Below are 16,599 nucleotides of genomic sequence, written 5' to 3'. Positions count from 1 at the left end.
GAACCGCGTCACAATATCTGCGTAAGTCACCTCTATCTATCTTACTTTCCGTTTAGAAACCAGATGAAAAATGATCTTACGCAACAACGAGATGCGGTTACGCGGCCTCGGCGGCGATCGCTTCGCCGCCAAAGATCAACTCTGAGCCCAGGCATTTTTCGATATCTACAAGCAGGACCATTCCGTTTTCTAGCTTGCCGACGCCGATGATGTAATTCTCATCGCCTTGTGGGACCGGAGTTTCATCAACGTCTTTTTTATCTAGATTAATCACAGAGCTGACAGAGTCGACGATCACTCCCACTTGTCCTGCCTTGGTTTCTACCACGATAGTACAAGTTTCTTTTGTGACGTCTGTCTCCGCCAACTTCATACGCAGGCGCAATGTCACCACCGGAATGACTTTCCCACGCAAATTCATCACTCCCGCCACGTAGGCAGGAGCTTCGGGAACTTTGGTGATTTCACTGATGCGATTGATTTCTCGAATCGCACTGATTTGAACACCGTAGTTCTGTTTATCGACCGTGAAAGTTAAATATTGGTCAATCATATTATCCTCTTTAGAAACCAGAAACGTTTCCGACTTTGCGCTCGCCGGCATCTTCAAGAGGCAGAATTTCTTCTGCCTCTTTTCTGTGTTTCACCAAAGTAGGTCTCGCCGTATTTTTTACAGTAGCCACTGATTTTCTTCTGGGATGAACGGTATCTTGTGCCACTTCTGCACCATTGCCCTGAACGAGACCACGAAGATCCATTACCAACTCCGCAAGTAAGACAGCTTGTGCTGACATTTCTTCAGAGGACGCCGCCACTTCTTCAGAAGACGCCGCATTTCCTTGTGTTGCTTGATCCAATTGGTTCATTGCTTTTGAAATCTGCTCAAGTCCACTGGCCTGCTCTTGGCTGGCTACGGAAATTTCACTATTCAAATCCGCCACTTTTTTGACAGATGTTACGATGTCTTTAAGAACCGCACCGCTTTGACTTGCAACGCGCGCTCCGTTTTCACTTTTTGAAACGTTATCTTGAATCAAAGATGTGATATCTTTCGCTGCCGCCGCACTTCTTTGTGCCAAGTTTCTGACAGCTTCGGCGACAACGGCGAAACCTTTTCCTTGTTCACCGGCACGGGCCGCTTCCACCGCCGCGTTCAAAGCCAGAAGATTTGTTTGGAAGGCAATATCATCAATAACTGTGATAATCTCTTCGATCTTTTTTGAACCGCTGGCGATATCTTCCATGGCACCGATAAGTTTTGTGATTTCACTTTCACCCTGCTCGGCAGAGTCTTTTGATTTCTGTGACAATGCATTGGCTTCTTTGGCGTGATCGGCATTGAGTTTAACCATGCTTGACAGCTCTTCCAAGGATGCCACTGTTTCCTCAAGAGAAGCCGCCGCTTCAGAAGAACCTGAAGAAAGCTGTTGGCTCGCAGCGGACAACTGAGTTCCAGAAGCAGAAGTCTGGTCAGCAGAGTTTGAAATCTCACCACTGATACGGCTTAAGGTGTTTGCCAATGAGTTTGCGAACAGGAAGCCCGTTACACACGCCAGCAAGAAACCGATAACAATTGTGAAAGTCACAAAAATTTCGCCTTGATGAGTTGTGTTTTCAGCTGAAGCTCTTGCCGCTTTCACTTTTTCATCATGAAAAGCCAAAAGAGAATCCAATCCATCTACGTGCTCACGACGAATTTGGCGAACTTCTTCATCCAAAAGCTTTTGTCCATGAGCTTCTTGATCCGGTTTTCCGGCAAGCTTCAAGACTTCTTGAGCAGAAGCCACATATTTTTTCCAAGAATCATCAGCCTTTTTGAAAAGAGCCTCTTCGCCCGGGAAAAAATCAACTTCCAGGTATTTTTTCGTAAAGTCTTCGTAGATTTTAAGAGACTCATTAAATTCTTTTGTATAATGAGCGATCTCATTTGGATCTTTAGACATGAACGCGCGTAACATTGTGCGGTTCACCTCTTGCGCGCGATAGCGAAGACGACCAATGTTTTGAATGTTCGGTAAGTTCTGCGTGGTGATACTTGAATAAATAGCTGAAACAGTTTTATTGGACCACCATCCGATACCGCCTACGACCAGTAATAACATCGAAATTCCAACAAATGCAGATAACATCTTAGCCTTCAGACTGAGCTTTGAAAACATCCCTAAATCCCCTGTATTTTTTTGTTTTATTTGGAAGACGGTGGAAATAACCGTAGTGGTGTACTTATACCGTAAACATGGAAATGTTATCGGTAGAGATTTAAAAATCTTAATAGGTGAGGAATAATATTATTCGAATTTTTCTGAAAAAGAAAATTATTTAAGAAACTCGGAGATCTCTACGCGAAAAGCGATGGATAATTTGTGAAGAGTGTAAAGACTGGGAGAATGGCTTCCCGCCTCGAGTCTTTGATAATTCCGCAAATCAAAGCCGTAGTCTTCCATATTTCGCTGAGACAAACCCTTGGATTTGCGGATTTTTTTAATATTCTCCGCGATTCGTTTCATCAGCTTGTCATATTTTGTTTCGATTGATGCCACCTAAATAAGTTTATATGTACGGTATAATTCTACCAGTGGTGTTCTTTTACCGTAAGTAAGTCGAGGACATTTTGTTAGAAAACAGGGATGCGTGATGAGTAAACAAGAAAACAAAACTAGACTTTGTTTTTTCCAGATTCTCCCGAATCATCAGGCACAAAAAAAGTAAAACTCAAATTTGCTGACAGTTAGAATAAAGGATAAATCAAAAATGAATTCAACACACGTGCTTAAAGTAGACGGATTAAGAAAAGCATTCCGTGATGAAGTGAAAGAGATCATACAGAACGTGCTGACAACAATGCTCAATCATTCAGAAAAAGTGACGGTGACTTATGAAGTGGGGACAAAGACCACCGTTTTCAAAGTGGATTGTCATCCCGAAGATTACGGGCAGCTCCTAGGGAAACAAGGACGAAACATTGAAGGCATTCGCCGCATTACAGTTGCTATGATGGCTAAGTATGGTTGCCGCGCCATTGTGGAAGTACCTTATATTAAGAAAAATCTGGAATCGTGATTGCTTTACGAATTTTAGTGCTGCGCCATTCTTCTGCGCTGCACTTCTTCTTTATAGAAATTGCGTTCAAAGCGGCGGAACGACTCTACACGAACTTCGGAACCTAAAATATCCTTCATTCGGGCGAGCGTTTCTGTTTCAAGGCCGCGCATTTTTTCAATACCCTCTTTAATAAAATCAGGATGAATCTTTCCTTTTTTTTCCGTCAGCTCTTTCACCAGAGCTGTCGCAGTAGAAAGTACTTGGATCGATTTGTCCTCATCCACTCTCCATGTCTTCAACAGATACTGGGATGCGGATTTATAAAGTTTCTGCTGGAACTGTTGATCTGTGTAGATGTCCGGGAAGTTTCTCGTGTAAATGACCGCATCCGTATAACTGTCTTTAAGCTCTTCGGCTTGAGCAGGATTAAAACGGCGTTTTTCGAGCTCTTCCTGTCTCTTCTTGGCTTCGTTCTGCACTAGAGTTTGCATTGGAGCCTGATCGCCCGACACTTTCTCAACAACCACTTGGCTGACGAAATATGCCAGTGCTCCCATAGCTAGGCCCATGGAAGCCCAACGCAGTTTTTCGCTCTTGCGCTTTTTCATGAGGTCGACAGGTTTGGCAGAGGTCACTGAAGACTGCGACAGCGAGGCAACCCGGCCCTCGACAGCTTCCTTAATATGTTCCTCAACGGACGCAGAAATATTGCGCCATTGAGTTGGCTCCATCAAGAGCACGATCTCTTTTTCAACGGCGGCGTGGATTTCCTTAATTAGGTTTTCTTTTTTACGAATGACGTCATCTAAAAGATCCCGCTCCATCTTTTGCAAGCGTTTGGACATTTCCAGACGCATTTCTTCCAAACGCTCTTCTTCCGTTTTTACCATGGCGGATTTTTCTTTTTCTAACTTTTCATTCAGAAAAATCTTCTGGGCTTCGTATTCTTTAAAGAGATGCGTTTTTTTGGCCTCAATGTCGCGAACATCCATGCTGAGAGCCGCTTGTTTTTCCTGTAAAGAACGAACTGCGTCCTCAAGGGTTTTGTTTTGCTGAGTTAAGGTTTGTAACTGACCACGGTGCTCTTTGACACGGGTCTCTTCCTCAGTAAGGCGTTCTTTAATACGGGTGTCTTCTTTTTCATAGAGCGCTTTTAAACGAACATCCTCAGTGTCATGAAGTTCTTTAAGGCGAGTCGCCTCATCCTCTAAAAGAGTCTTGATTCGTGTTTCTTCATACTGAATTTTTAACTGCAACTCTGACTCAGTGGCCTTTGTTTCTTCCAATGAATTGATTGAAGCCGTCAACATCTCGCGAGTCGTCGCTAGTTCAGTGCTCACCTTTTCAAGAGCTTCTTTTTCGGATTTTAATTTTTCCTGAGTTTCTTGAGTTTGCAACTGTGCAAATTCCAAGATGCGTGACGCCTCTTCACGAGCTCCACGCAACATTCCATCGGCTTCATTTTGCGCGGCTTGACGACCCTGTTCCAAAGCTTCCGTTTTCATCTTTTCTGCCGCTAAGGTCGCTTCAGAAATAATATCTTCGGTGTCGCGTTTGGCTTTTTCTTTCAGGCCTTGAACATACATGTCGACTTCTTCACGCAGTTCTTGGGCCATATTGCGCGCATCTTGCAAAAGATTGCGGCCTTGTTGTTGGTAATCCGCTAAAATCGCATCGGCCTCTTTATGAGCTTCCGTCATGCGAGTTTGATAAAAATATTCAGCTTGCGCCTGAGCTTCGCGGGCTTTTTGATAAATCGCCTGCACGCGTTTTTCTGCTTGGGTTTCACCCTCTAAAATAATTTGCGCAGCTTTTCTTTTTGCATCATGCAAAGCTTTTTCCGCCTGAAAAGGCGCATTGCTTGGCGGAGGCATAGCGACGGTGTCTTCTAAAACAGGTTCCTCAGCAGATGCCGGTTCCGGTTCAGGAACGGGCTCTGCGACCTCTTCTGTTTTAAGATCAATCACAATAATGTACTCGGAGCGGCCCAATTGAATTTTATCAGTGGAAACAACGTTAACCGGAGTTCCCTGTACAATTTTGGTGCCGTTAACAAAGGTGCCGTTGGAAGAATTTTTATCTTCAATCCAAATTTGGTTCCAACGGCGGCTCACAACAAGGTGAACGCGGCTGACATGGTTGTCATTCAAAGAGATGTCACAGTCGATAGATCGGCCGACGGTGAATGAATCTTTATTCACCTCACGGCTGAGCACCTGATCCTTCCTGTGGATAGTGACTGTGAACGTATTCAAAACTAAGCTCCTCGGGCCACGGGCGCCTTCCCAATTTCTTTATTCAGAGCATCCTCTGCCAACGCTTCTACGGCATCACGATGTTCATCAAAAGGTCTTTCATGGGCAGGGAAATTATTGTTATCGCTGCGATACCAAAGAAGGTCTAATGCACTTTCAAAACGATCGACCATCGACACATAAGATCTTTCAGGAGATAAGATCGTATTCGTCACATGTGAAAGCAACGAGAAGATAATACCGACGATAGATGTCTTCATCGCAAAAGAGATTTCATGAAGGAAACGGTCCATGATGTTTTTCGTATTCTCAAGATCTTGCAGATTCATTGTTCCTAGTTCCTGCAAACCACCGGCAATTCCAATGAAAGTTCCCAAGATACCAGCCACGACGAAAAGACCCGGCAAGATTGAAATCAAATCATTGATTCCCACCATGGGCAAAACGCCAAACACACGGTTGAAACAAGGATTATGTTGCAAAGTTGCTTTCGTGATATTGAGAAGTTTTGGATTTCCTTCGTTCCATTTTAAAAACTTCAACTGTTTTAAAATGTCTTTCACCAGCCACGCACATCCCTGGCGCACCAAAAAGACGCGGTCACTAGTGGACATTATTGAATCCGGCTTTCTGCGTTTCATACGGTCGCGGATTTCAAAAACTTCGTAATAAGTTCTTTCCAGGATTTTTTTTGATAAAACATAGAAAGACACGTTCTCCGATTTTCCGGGAACCTCGCCCTCCATATACTGATTTACACGTTTTTCAAATTCCCGCGCAAACCACTCGTGACGACGAACGGTGTAATAAATAATGCTTCTGAAGAACAGCCCCACCAAAAACACGCCCGCCATGCAGTATGGGAGCATTATTATAAAATATTCTGCCAATGCCTTTGTAGTCACAACCCACCCCTATTACTTTTTAGTATCCATGCTGAAACGAATGATAACTCTTTGAGCTTTCTTACAATCATTTTGCTTACAGAACTCCGCCGCTGAAGCGATGTTGCGGTTCTGTACTTTCATCACTTCCAAGAAGCTTCGGCCTGAGACCTTCATCAGCGAAAGAAGCTCTTTTTGGTGATCAAACTGAACGTTTTGTTGATCAAGCATATAAGTGAAAATCGAGTTCGCGCGACGGTAGCTCAGATCCATATTGTACTTGAGGGCCACTTTATCTTCAGCCTTAGAACTTTGTGGATCGATAAAACGACCTTGGTATGTTGGAGAAGCAAAACCAATGATCTCCACCGCAGAAATTTTGTCAGACACTCTAGGATTTCCGAACAGCGATTTGGAATAAATCGGCATCGCTTTTTCCAGAACGCCTTTCATCTCCTTTTTCAAACGGTCGGAGTCGCTGTCAAAGTAAGCCTGACCGAAATCCAAAACCACGTCACCTGTTTGTAAATCGATATCAGCTTTAACACCGGCTTTAGCAAAACCGCGTTGGATTTCTCCCGCCACCATTTTTCGCGCTTCGATTTCAGCTTTTGCTTTGGCAAGCTGTCCTTGCGTATCGCTCAACTGTCCTTGTAAGGCTGCTACTTTTTGTGCGCCCGCTTGGCGCTCCGCCATCAGCCCCGCATGAGCCGCTGCCAGCTTCTGCGCTGCCGCTGCTTTTTCGGCGGCTAAACCTTGTTGCAAACCTGCTTTTTCTGCAGCAAAGCCTGCCTGCATTCCTGCTTTCTCTGCCGCAAATCCCTGTGACATCGCTGCCATCTTAGCTTGCGATTCGGCTTTCGTTTTTGAAAGAGTTCCCGCGAGATATTTCGCTTCCTGTTCTTTTTCTGTGAGCATACCTTGAGTTTTCGAAAGTTCTCCCTGAACTTGACCCAACTGCGCGCTGGCTTGTTGTAATTGCGCCTGATATTGCGCATTCACATTTGTCAGCTGCTGAACTTTTTGATGGTTTTCAGCCCGGGCTTGAGCCATCTTTTGCTCAAACAGGTTTTTAGAAAGTTTATTCATTTTATAAGCGTAACGAAGTTCGTTCACACGCTTTTGCAATGCTGCCTGCGTTTCTTTGATTTTGTTTTCGCCCTGAGCGATGAGTTGTTTTTTCGATTGAATATCCTGGTTCAACTCAGTGATGGTTTGTTCCTGGCCTTCGATCTCGACATCTTGTTCTTTGATCAAATCATCACGGTTGATGATTTTTGCCTTCGCCATCTTATTAGAGTTTAAGACGTTGCGAACCATTTGTTGGTATTTATTAAGAGCTTTGACCTTTTTTTCGTTTTCAAGAGCTTCTTGCACTAAACGGTCTTTTTCACTCTTCGCATCTTCCTGCAAGAGAGTGAGCTTATCCATAAGCTCCTGATACTCTTGAGCCTCGTCCTTCGTGGCCTGGTTTTCGATATAGTCATTCTTGACTGATTCATACATTTTCAATTGATGCTCCAACTCTTCCACTTTCATGGAAAGCTTTTGGTTCTCAATTTGATTTCGCAATCCTTCTGTTCCTGTTCGAAGACTGGCTGTCACATACAATAAAAGAAAAATCGTACTCAACCCTAAAAACAAATCCGAATAGGACGTCCAAAAACTATCTTGCGAATGATGTTCCTTATTCTTGTTATAATTAAAAGACATAACAGTCGCACCCCACCTGCAACAAGGATAGCAGGGCTTGCGGGAAGCATGGTGCCTCAAAAACAGAATCTTGTGTTTTTCTTTAAAGAAAAGTGCCAAAGTCCTGGACAGGCACCTCTGTTGCGCTGTTTATTTCAAAGAAATCTGACAACACTTTTTTCACTAAATTAAGAAATGGTCAAAGTATCTCAAAAATTTCTATTTCGCTCCCCGTGATGGACGTGGCGTCGGAATTGGGATGCGCGCTACAGGCAAAGAATTTTCTTCCGGTGAAGGACTCGCTTCAACAACATCATCATCATCGTCTTCGTCGTCTCCGTTATCAGGTGTGATAACGGCATCTTCGTCCGTTTCTACTTCAGCCACGTTTCCTAAATCCGATGGACGAGGAATTGGGAGCGGAACAACCGAAGGCGTTTCGGGGTTCTGATCATCCGAATTTCTGTCGCAACTTGAGATTTTATGGTTCGTATTTGGAAATAATTTTTTAGACATGAACTCAAACGCCTTGGGACATTTTTGTTCTAAAAGATCCGGATAGACAACGTAAGCCTCAAAAACTTCCGCGAACTCTTCGTTGAATTTTGAAGCGGCATAACCCGTGATACGGCAACGAGTGCGGCCCGTGAAACTTTGATATTTTTGATACACACCTGAGTTTCCAACTTTATGTCCCAATTCATGCATCATACGGCCGACATTGGTGCCCTTGGGTGAACCTTTAGGACGACGGACGTTGATAGATGTCGCGCCTTGATTCCATTTTCCAGTCGCCGTAATAAAGTTATAATTTTGACGCCAAGGAATCGGCAATGGATCACCTAAAAGATTTTCTACTTGAGCAATGCCTTTTGCGAGAGCGGCCACTTCCTGCTCTGAAGGATTGCCGGAATATTTAATTCCGTTGCGGCGAAGAATTTCTTTCGGAGTTGAATCGTGATCAGGAACGCACGAACCTTTTGCCGCTACATCATAACGATATACAGTGTAAAAGCCGCCTACCGCGTTCGCCTTGCGAGCCAGAGAGATTTCTGGCGACAGAAACATAGTTGCAATTAGAGACAGTTTTAAAAGAACGTCTTTGCAGTCTGCAAGTGCTAACTTGTTTTTCACTCAAGATCTCCCTGTTTTGATTTCGGGTGTCTGAGATTTATGAATGCAAGAAGCAATCCCAAGCAACGTTTCTAGTTGAAACACTTTTTAGTTTTGAGAATCTTCGTCGTTGGATTTTTTATTAAAGCCGTAAGGACAATGACGGCAGCCCGACTGACAACAATGACCTCGGCGCTTATGAAATAGTTCCGTGAATACCAGATAGCCCGTGTCGGGATCAATGTACGTATCCTCTCCTCTTTCGCAGGCTTTTTTGTGAAGTTCTGAAATGCGTTTATCCATTGCGGAGTTTTGCATAGATTAAAGTATCGCGGCGCTGGCCGTTTTCAATACTATGTTTGCGAAGGCGGCCCTCTAAAGTGTAACCGCATCTTTCCGCCACGGCTCCCGATTTTGCGTTCATTCCTGAGCAGCGAATTTCGATGCGATAAAAGCCGACGTTAAAGAGTGTTTTCTCCAGAGCCTGAACCGCTTCGCTAATAAGACCTTTGCCTTCGAATTTTCCTAAGATCCAGTAACCAATTTCACAGCGGTTGTGATCCCAGGCAATCGTGTGAACGCCGACATTGCCAACGTAAGTATTTCCATCGTTAAGGAAAACTCCATAGTCGAACATTTTATAGTCTTTCCATTGACGATGGGTCATCTCAATATAGTCGCGTTCATCATGAATGCCCTTAGTCCAAGCAACCCATGGCAAGAATTTACCAAGACGCTCGCGATCTTCGTCGACGTAACGAAACATGATTTCGGCTAGATCAAGACTGTGCTTCCTTAACGTGATTCTTTCGGAAGTAATCAGTTCAGGAAGAAATTGAGGAATCACACAGGCCTCGCTGACAGTCTTTATTTAATCTTGGAAGTGAGTTCGGAAAGACGAATGTTAGAAAGATAATTCATGGAGTTGATTTCAATACCATTGACGACTTCATCAAGAAGTTTTCCCATATTGCAACTCACCAAACACTGCTTCGCAGGTTCTTTATCCGGAGTCGCAATCAACTTCTTATCACAGACAGCGGTGTAAATATCTTTAAGAGAAATTTCTTTGGCGGCTTTTGAAAGGCGCACTCCACCGGCTTTTCCTTTGAAGGATTCAAGAAGCCCCGCCTCAACAAGCTTTGCAACCAAACGGCGAATCACAGTTGGATTCGTGCGAATGCTATCAGCAAGCTGTTCTGACGTCATCAGCTCGCCCTTGTGAAAGGCCAGCGCCGTCATGATATGAACTGAGACAGAGAATCTTTGATCAACCATGCTTTGAGCATACCCTAAGCCTCAAAAATAAACAATCTTAAGGACCTAAGGTCTCTTTATTAGCGATTATAAGGAGGACTCACTTTAATTGTGCGTTTTACTGTTGCATTTAGATTTAACGCCGCTTATATTGTGCTTGTGTCTGTTACATTAAGACTCAAACGCACTGGAGTGATAAATATGAATCATGCGAACATTAAAGAAGCCTTAGAATGGCGATACGCCACAAAACGCTATGACGCGACAAAAAAGATCTCAGACAATGACTGGAACCTTCTAAAACAATCGTTGCAGCTTTCCCCCTCCTCGTACGGCGTGCAACCTTGGAAGTTTCTCGTGATTGAAAATCCTGAGATCCGTGAAAAGCTAAAAGCCGCATCTTGGAATCAAACCCAAGTGACGGACGCGAGCCATTATGTGGTGTTTTTGTACAAACCTGAGATCGATCCGCCATTCATCCAAAAGTATGTCGATCGTATCGTCGAGGTTCGTAATGTTCCGGCCGAGTCTTTGGATGGCTATAAAAATATGATGATTGAAAATCTGGCGAAAGCTCCCGAGGAGAAAATCCGCGTGTGGTCACAACGCCAAGCTTATATTGCTATGGGGTTCTTGTTGCAAACCGCTGCATTGTTGAAAATCGATGCGACTCCGATGGAAGGTTTAGATCCGTCGGCGTACGACAAAATCCTGGATCTTGAGGGTTCGGGTTACAAAACCGTTGCTACAGTCGCTTTGGGATATCGACATCCTGAAGATTCTTTCCAAAATCTCAAAAAAGTCCGCTTCGCTGAAGACGCAATTATTCAGTACGTGAAGTAGATCCCGCCTTTTACCTAACGGATGCCTTTTTCAGCGGCGGCCTTAACCAACGCGTTCACCCCAGACTTTAGGGCCTCTCTTAAAGAGGCCTCCGTTATCTTTCCTTTTTCATCCAACTTTGTTCTTACTGCAGAAACGCTGACGATGGCATCTTCAATGACATGCTTTCCAGAAAGCACATTTAAAACTTCTTTCAAAGCTTCTTGCGCATAAGTCGGTCCCATCGGAGACGGCGATGCATTGATCAAGCCCACAGGCATGCCATCAAGTTCCCCACTACTGACGATCCAATCGAGAGCATTTTTTAAAGTTCCGGGAATTCCGTGAGCGTATTCGGGGCTGCACACTAAAAGTGCGCGGGATGATTTCAATTCATTTCTAAAATCAGAAACTGTTGGCGGAGGGCTTTCGGTGTCTAAATCCGGATTGAAATGCGGAAGTGAAGCAAGGCCTTCATAGAAAACAATTTCTACTCCGGCAGGAACTAATTCCGTCGTGGCTTTCAAAAGATACGTGTTTGTCGATTGAGCACGAAGACTTCCGGAAATAGCTAAAATACGCACAAGGCCTCCAGCCACTTCACTATAAAACAAACCCCGTAGCTGGCGCTACAGGGTTTAGAGGTACGGCGTACCTTTTTGTAATGCAGTGTAGACGTAAAAAATCCCCTGGCACTTATTCGGCTAGAGGAATACCGAATTTGAAGCGAACTTGGAATTTTTCTTTTTCATCCAAATTCAAGTCAGCATCTGTTTTTGGCCATGCTGAAATTTGTGGTAGAGCTGTCAAAGTCCACCAGAAGTTATCAGCAGCATAGTGTACAGTCGGTCCTGCTGACCAAGCGTAGAATTCTTGTTTTGCAAAGTTCATGTCTTCGTATTCGAAGTCGTTCACGATTTCCAAACCTACGTATGTTTTTGGTTGAACACGGTAAGTAACACCCGCAGTGATGCCTGCTTCAAGTGATGACTCGCGCTCAGTTCCATCGCGTTTCCACTCCGGCTCAAGTTTCAAGTTCAAAACTGTGACCAAAGAATTTTCTAAGAAGTTCTTTTGCAAAATAACTTTTGCATCGATCGCTTTTTTATTCACAGGTTGGCCTGAGGAACTCTTACGAACTTCAACTTCTGGTTCTACGTAGAAGCTCAAACCGAAAGAATCTTTATAAGGGCTTAGAACATTGTAAAGGAATTCGACTGACAAACCGTTCACATCAAATTCGTTGATGTCAGCGATTTCAGGATTGCCGCTCACGTTGTTGTAAGACGTGTTCAAGTAAAGAGCCATTTGCAACTTATCGGTGATACCCGTTTCAAGTTCAAACTTAACGTCCAAAGCGTTGTACTCGCCTTCGCCTTTTCCAGATCTCAAAGTGTTGTGCTGTTCGTACTCCCAAGTTCCTTTGGCGTGAGTGTCTGCTACGTAAGAATAACCAAAGAACGCTTCGCTTGCGTGAGCAGACGTAGCAAAAAACAAAGCACCTAGTGCCATCAATTTAACGGATTTCATAAATTCTCCACGAATGTATTTAGGACTCGAAACTTAAGCCCTCACCGGCTACCTGACAATGACTCTCTTGTGCAACAAGCTAATTGAGAATGTGATGAGAAATCTCCATCCACGGGGTTTAAAAAATAAAACCCGTAGATTTCTCTACGGGTTTTAGAATTTTCAGTCTTCGATTTCTGATTCTTATTTAATATCTTGAAGAGAAACAGAAACCATTGTGGAAACTCCGCGCTCTTGCATAGTCACGCCGTAAAGTTTTCCAGCCACTTCCATCGTGTGTTTGTTGTGCGTAACAACGATGATTTGTGAACGCTTCGCCATTTCACGAACAAGGTCGTTGAAACGGAAGACGTTGGCGTCATCAAGTGGAGCGTCAACCTCATCCAGCAAACAATAAGGTGAAGGCTTCACGAGGAAGATCGAGAATACCAGCGCAACCGCTGTCAACGCCTTCTCACCACCCGACATCAAAGACACGTTTTGAGTCTTTTTGCCTGGAGGGCGTGCGATGATTTCGATACCGGCCTCGTTTTTCTCTGTCTCTTCAACAAGTTCCAACCACGCTTCACCACCACCGAAGAGCACTGGGAATACGCGCGTGAATCTGTCGTTAACCAAATCGAAGGTCTCTTTGAAACGTTTTGAGCAGATTCTGTTGATACGATCGATCACTTTACGGAGCTGTTCTTTCGCTTCTGTCAAATCAGCGTGTTGTTTCGTCAAGAACTCATAACGTTGAGCTGTTTCTTCGTACTCTTCAATTGCAGAAAGATTCACTTCACCAATCTTAGACAACTTCTCGCGAAGTTCTTTAAGTTCAGCATCTGCTGCCATGAAGTCACCTTCACGGTTTACGTACTTCTCGATAACATCCGGAAGGTTCAACATGTAACGCTCACGGATTTGATCAATCAAGTACTGCTCTTTCATCTTAGCTTGTTCAAGCTTCAATTGAGAGTCGTTCATTTTGTGCTGTCTTTCGTTGCGAGCACGTTGAGAAGCACTTGCTTCTTCTTCGATCGCGCGGATAGATTCAGCCATTACTTCGTATTCGTCTTTTGTGCGAGCCGCTTGAAGTTTCAATTGCTCCACTTCATCCAAAAGACGTTCGAATTCAATTTTCTTTTCTTCCAAAAGCATTTGGCTCTCAGTCATTTGAGAGTTGTAGCCTTCAGCCTCTTCGCTCATACGAGCGAGTTGCGCTTCAAGGTCACCCAATGACTTAGAAACCATTTCAAGCTGTCTTAGAACACCTTGGTATTCTTGAGTTTTAGAAGCGGACTTCACTTGAAGATCTGTCACTTCCGCCTGAAGACCGTCAAAACCCAAACGAACAGAGTTCAATTCACTATTCAAAGTCTCAACTTCACCCTCAAGAAGAATTTTCTTCTCGCGAGCTTCGATCAAGGCCTGATTCAACTCTTCCATTTTCTGTTCTTGAACTTCCAATTGCTCAGTCAATTTTTTGACTTCGCGTTCTTGGCGTTCCACCGCTTGTTGAGCGTTTTGAACTTCATTTTCAGCGCGTTCAAAGTCTTTTCTCAATTCCGCAACTTTGATCTCTTGATCCATTTTGCGTTTTTGTGCGCCTTCGAAATCGTTCACAACGTTGTTCAATTGTTCTTCAACTTTTTTCAAAGCCAATTGAGCCAATTGAAGTTTTCCAGCGTATTCGTCTTTTTTCTCTGACAATTCTTTGATCTCACGGCGGCGTTTCAACATGCCTGAGTCCGCAGATTCAGAAGAACCACCCGTCAAAACACCGTCAGCCGTCAATGTGTCACCGTCAAGAGTTACGAATGTCCAGCCAGCGTATTTTGCGCGAAGATTCAAAGCCGTGCGGATAGAATCAACGATTGCAACACCGTCCAACATATAAGTGACGGCATTTTGGAATTTATCAGCCGCTTTCACCACGTCTTTCAAGATCGCTTGAACGCCATCTTGACCGATCGGAGCTTCAGAACGGTTGTATGTCAAAGTTTGATCATTCGCAGACATGAAGCTGGAACGACCGGATTTTTGTTCTTTCAAGTGAGAAACGGCATCAACAGCCACGTTCGCATCAGAAGACAAAAGCATTTGCAGGCGTGAACCCAATGCTGCTTCCATAGCGACTTCGTACTCTGCTGGAACTTCAACAACCTCAGAAACTGGTTGGAAGTGAGTGACAACGGAACCATCCGCCATCAACTCTTGAGTGCGAGTTTTTTGCCACAACATCACTTGCTTCACACCTTCTTGGAAACCCTCGAAGTTGTTTTGCAAGTTCTCTAGACCGTACAAACGAGAAGCCACTTCATTCAAAGAATCTTTGAATGATTCCACTTCGGCTTTTTTCTCTGCCAAAGACTCTGTGAGAATCTTTTTGTTGGCTTCGAAAGAATCCACGTCGCTTGCCAAGTCCAATTGCATTTGGCGTTCTTTATCAAGTTCGTTTGTCACCTTTTTACGGCGGCTTTCGAACTCAACTTGTTTTTCACGAAGTTCATTCAAGACTTGTTGTTCATTGTCTTGACGGTCTGTCAAATCAGCAATTTGTGCCGACAATGAATTCACACGAGCATCCAAAGAAGACTCGGACTGCCCCACCGCGAACAACTCGCGACGTTTTGTCGTCAAATCTTCATCAACAGTACCGATGCGAGAGTTGAAGTTTTGGAAGATGTCGTTTTTCTCTGTGAAAGTCGCTGTCAATGTTTCAGCTTCTTCTTTGAGTTCTGCAACTTGAGCTTCCAAAGCCGCTTTGTCACGAGCCAACAACTCTTGGCGTGCTTGCTGTTCTTGCAAGATCGTACCCGTCATTTGCTCGTTACGACGAGCCTGCTCGATTTCGAAACGAAGCTCTTGGATCTCCATTTCTTTTTTCTGAACAGTGCTTTGTTTTTCAAAGTGAAGATTTTGGTGCTCTTCCGCCATTTTTTCTTTTTCAAGAATTTGAAGTTTCAAAACTTCCAATTGGCCTTGAAGAGTTGAAAGGTTGGCGTCGCCTTCCACTTCCATGCTCTGCGCTTCATTGAAGATCGCTTGGGCTTCATCAGCGGCGCGCTTCAACTCCACGTACTGAGCTGTCGACAACCACAAATCCAAATCTTCGATTTGATTTTTGATATTGCGATAACGTTCCGCACGTTGCGCTTGTCTTTGCAAAGAATCGATTTGGCGTTTCAACTCGCCAATGATGTCTTGCAAACGCACCAAGTTTTGATCTGTAGAAACCAATTTACGCTGAGATTCTTTTTTACGAGCTTTGAACTTCGTAATTCCCGCAGCTTCTTCGATCAACATACGACGGTCTTCAGGTTTCGAAGTGATGATCTTACCGATCATACCTTGAGCGATGATAGAGAAACCTTTAGAGCCCGCACCTGTATCCATGAAGATCTCTTGCACGTCTTTCAAACGAGCAGGTTCTTTATTGATATAGTACTCACCCTCGCCGCTTCTGTGCAGACGACGAGTCACCATGATCTCAGAATGCTTGATATATTTAATTGGGAATGCGCCACCGTCATTTTCAAGAGTTAAAGACACTTCACACATACCCAGTGGTGCGTAGCCTTCTGCTCCCCCGAAGATAACGTCAGTCATTTGTGATGCACGAAGATCCTTCGCGGACTGGTCACCCATAACCCACATGAGGGCATCAACGATATTGGATTTACCGCAACCATTCGGACCTACGATACCGGTAATGCCGGCGTCGAAGTGGATGACGGTGCGATCTTTAAAAGACTTAAAACCAATCAGTTCAATTTTTTTAATTCTCACGAAACTTCCCCTCAATACCGCCCTTGGTCTAGCTAGACTAAGGACCATTTCAATCTCGCGAGTGTTGGGAAGTATGTCAACAAGAGGCTCTTAAAAGAGGACGTGTCGCTGAAAACTTAGGCAGAGTTTATGGGTTATATTTCGCATCGCGTTTCTTTGCAACGCTCATTGTGCTTAGGTCTTATGCAATGCCAGAAATACAAACGGCGCACCTTGTTTGGCGCGCCGCATGT

15 protein-coding genes are annotated in these 16,599 nt (G+C 44.2%); 2 read left to right on the top strand and 13 right to left on the bottom strand.

Annotation, left to right across the window (positions count from 1 at the left end; genetic code table 11):
• Positions 1-97: 97 nt before the first annotated feature.
• The 3 genes from ACLSSO_RS05445 to ACLSSO_RS05435 all read right to left on the bottom strand — a co-directional run bounded on the left by ACLSSO_RS05445 (position 98) and on the right by ACLSSO_RS05435 (position 2,507).
• Positions 98-553 carry a chemotaxis protein CheW gene (locus tag ACLSSO_RS05445; protein ID WP_413944294.1) on the bottom strand — a complete coding sequence of 152 codons (456 nt, stop codon included), beginning with the start codon at positions 551-553 and terminating at the stop codon, positions 98-100.
• A gap of 10 nt (positions 554-563) precedes the next feature.
• Positions 564-2,159 (bottom strand): methyl-accepting chemotaxis protein, encoded by a 1,596-nt coding sequence (locus tag ACLSSO_RS05440; protein WP_413944293.1) that lies wholly within the window; start codon positions 2,157-2,159, stop codon positions 564-566.
• Positions 2,160-2,315: 156 nt separating this feature from the next.
• Positions 2,316-2,507 (bottom strand): helix-turn-helix domain-containing protein, encoded by a 192-nt coding sequence (locus ACLSSO_RS05435; RefSeq protein ID WP_367276427.1) that lies wholly within the window; start codon positions 2,505-2,507, stop codon positions 2,316-2,318.
• Between the two features lie 244 nt (positions 2,508-2,751).
• Here ACLSSO_RS05435 and ACLSSO_RS05430 point away from each other — a divergent pair, with 244 nt between their 5' ends.
• Positions 2,752-3,060: a KH domain-containing protein gene (locus ACLSSO_RS05430; protein ID WP_340590778.1), complete on the top strand. Its 309-nt coding sequence runs from the start codon at positions 2,752-2,754 to the stop codon at positions 3,058-3,060.
• 14 nt (positions 3,061-3,074) lie between these two features.
• Here the strand turns inward: ACLSSO_RS05430 and ACLSSO_RS05425 are convergent, their stop codons facing one another.
• The 7 genes from ACLSSO_RS05425 to ACLSSO_RS05395 form a co-directional block, all read right to left on the bottom strand.
• Positions 3,075-5,297 carry an FHA domain-containing protein gene (locus ACLSSO_RS05425; RefSeq protein WP_413944292.1) on the bottom strand — a complete coding sequence of 741 codons (2,223 nt, stop codon included), beginning with the start codon at positions 5,295-5,297 and terminating at the stop codon, positions 3,075-3,077.
• Positions 5,298-5,299: 2 nt separating this feature from the next.
• Positions 5,300-6,202, bottom strand: a complete 903-nt coding sequence (locus ACLSSO_RS05420; RefSeq protein ID WP_295906220.1) for a hypothetical protein — start codon at positions 6,200-6,202, stop codon at positions 5,300-5,302.
• Positions 6,203-6,214: 12 nt separating this feature from the next.
• The gene (locus ACLSSO_RS05415; protein ID WP_413944291.1) at positions 6,215-7,894 is read right to left on the bottom strand and encodes a microtubule-binding protein; all 1,680 of its coding nucleotides are present in this window, start codon (positions 7,892-7,894) and stop codon (positions 6,215-6,217) included.
• 198 nt (positions 7,895-8,092) lie between these two features.
• Positions 8,093-9,007, bottom strand: a complete 915-nt coding sequence (locus ACLSSO_RS05410; protein WP_413944290.1) for a hypothetical protein — start codon at positions 9,005-9,007, stop codon at positions 8,093-8,095.
• Between the two features lie 87 nt (positions 9,008-9,094).
• Positions 9,095-9,289: a DUF5522 domain-containing protein gene (locus tag ACLSSO_RS05405; protein WP_413944289.1), complete on the bottom strand. Its 195-nt coding sequence runs from the start codon at positions 9,287-9,289 to the stop codon at positions 9,095-9,097.
• Positions 9,282-9,833 (bottom strand): GNAT family N-acetyltransferase, encoded by a 552-nt coding sequence (locus ACLSSO_RS05400; RefSeq protein WP_295905843.1) that lies wholly within the window; start codon positions 9,831-9,833, stop codon positions 9,282-9,284. The genes ACLSSO_RS05405 and ACLSSO_RS05400 overlap by 8 nt, the downstream gene beginning before the upstream one ends.
• A gap of 20 nt (positions 9,834-9,853) precedes the next feature.
• Complete coding sequence (locus ACLSSO_RS05395) at positions 9,854-10,264, bottom strand: RrF2 family transcriptional regulator (protein WP_295905842.1); 411 nt, start codon at positions 10,262-10,264, stop codon at positions 9,854-9,856.
• 180 nt (positions 10,265-10,444) lie between these two features.
• Between ACLSSO_RS05395 and ACLSSO_RS05390 the strand changes: the two genes are divergently transcribed.
• The gene (locus tag ACLSSO_RS05390; protein ID WP_295905841.1) at positions 10,445-11,086 is read left to right on the top strand and encodes an NAD(P)H-dependent oxidoreductase; all 642 of its coding nucleotides are present in this window, start codon (positions 10,445-10,447) and stop codon (positions 11,084-11,086) included.
• 14 nt (positions 11,087-11,100) lie between these two features.
• Here ACLSSO_RS05390 and ACLSSO_RS05385 read toward each other — a convergent pair whose 3' ends face one another.
• The 3 genes from ACLSSO_RS05385 to smc form a co-directional block, all read right to left on the bottom strand.
• Complete coding sequence (locus ACLSSO_RS05385) at positions 11,101-11,649, bottom strand: NADPH-dependent FMN reductase (RefSeq protein ID WP_413944288.1); 549 nt, start codon at positions 11,647-11,649, stop codon at positions 11,101-11,103.
• A gap of 112 nt (positions 11,650-11,761) precedes the next feature.
• Positions 11,762-12,595, bottom strand: a complete 834-nt coding sequence (locus ACLSSO_RS05380; RefSeq protein WP_295905839.1) for a DUF6662 family protein — start codon at positions 12,593-12,595, stop codon at positions 11,762-11,764.
• A gap of 183 nt (positions 12,596-12,778) precedes the next feature.
• On the bottom strand, positions 12,779-16,366 hold the full coding sequence (gene smc / locus ACLSSO_RS05375) for a chromosome segregation protein SMC (RefSeq protein WP_413944287.1): 3,588 nt from the start codon (positions 16,364-16,366) through the stop codon (positions 12,779-12,781).
• Between the last annotated feature and the right edge of the window lie 233 nt (positions 16,367-16,599).

Origin of the sequence: Bdellovibrio sp. HCB-162 (assembly GCF_047344985.1) — a bacterium.
Taxonomy (GTDB): domain Bacteria; phylum Bdellovibrionota; class Bdellovibrionia; order Bdellovibrionales; family Bdellovibrionaceae; genus Bdellovibrio.
Note: the sequence above shows the minus strand (reverse complement) of the source record. Positions and strands in the feature narration are given on the sequence as shown.

What these genes read in the sequence shown, in the direction of transcription:
- ACLSSO_RS05405 (WP_413944289.1), bottom strand. Translation starts at nt 9,289, where the DNA reads ATGGATAAACGCATTTCAGAACTTCACAAAAAAGCCTGCGAAAGAGGA.
- ACLSSO_RS05390 (WP_295905841.1), top strand. Translation starts at nt 10,445, where the DNA reads ATGAATCATGCGAACATTAAAGAAGCCTTAGAATGGCGATACGCCACA.
- ACLSSO_RS05430 (WP_340590778.1), top strand. Translation starts at nt 2,752, where the DNA reads ATGAATTCAACACACGTGCTTAAAGTAGACGGATTAAGAAAAGCATTC.
- ACLSSO_RS05440 (WP_413944293.1), bottom strand. Translation starts at nt 2,159, where the DNA reads ATGTTTTCAAAGCTCAGTCTGAAGGCTAAGATGTTATCTGCATTTGTT.
- ACLSSO_RS05445 (WP_413944294.1), bottom strand. Translation starts at nt 553, where the DNA reads ATGATTGACCAATATTTAACTTTCACGGTCGATAAACAGAACTACGGT.
- ACLSSO_RS05415 (WP_413944291.1), bottom strand. Translation starts at nt 7,894, where the DNA reads ATGTCTTTTAATTATAACAAGAATAAGGAACATCATTCGCAAGATAGT.
- ACLSSO_RS05435 (WP_367276427.1), bottom strand. Translation starts at nt 2,507, where the DNA reads ATGAAACGAATCGCGGAGAATATTAAAAAAATCCGCAAATCCAAGGGT.
- ACLSSO_RS05395 (WP_295905842.1), bottom strand. Translation starts at nt 10,264, where the DNA reads ATGGTTGATCAAAGATTCTCTGTCTCAGTTCATATCATGACGGCGCTG.
- ACLSSO_RS05380 (WP_295905839.1), bottom strand. Translation starts at nt 12,595, where the DNA reads ATGAAATCCGTTAAATTGATGGCACTAGGTGCTTTGTTTTTTGCTACG.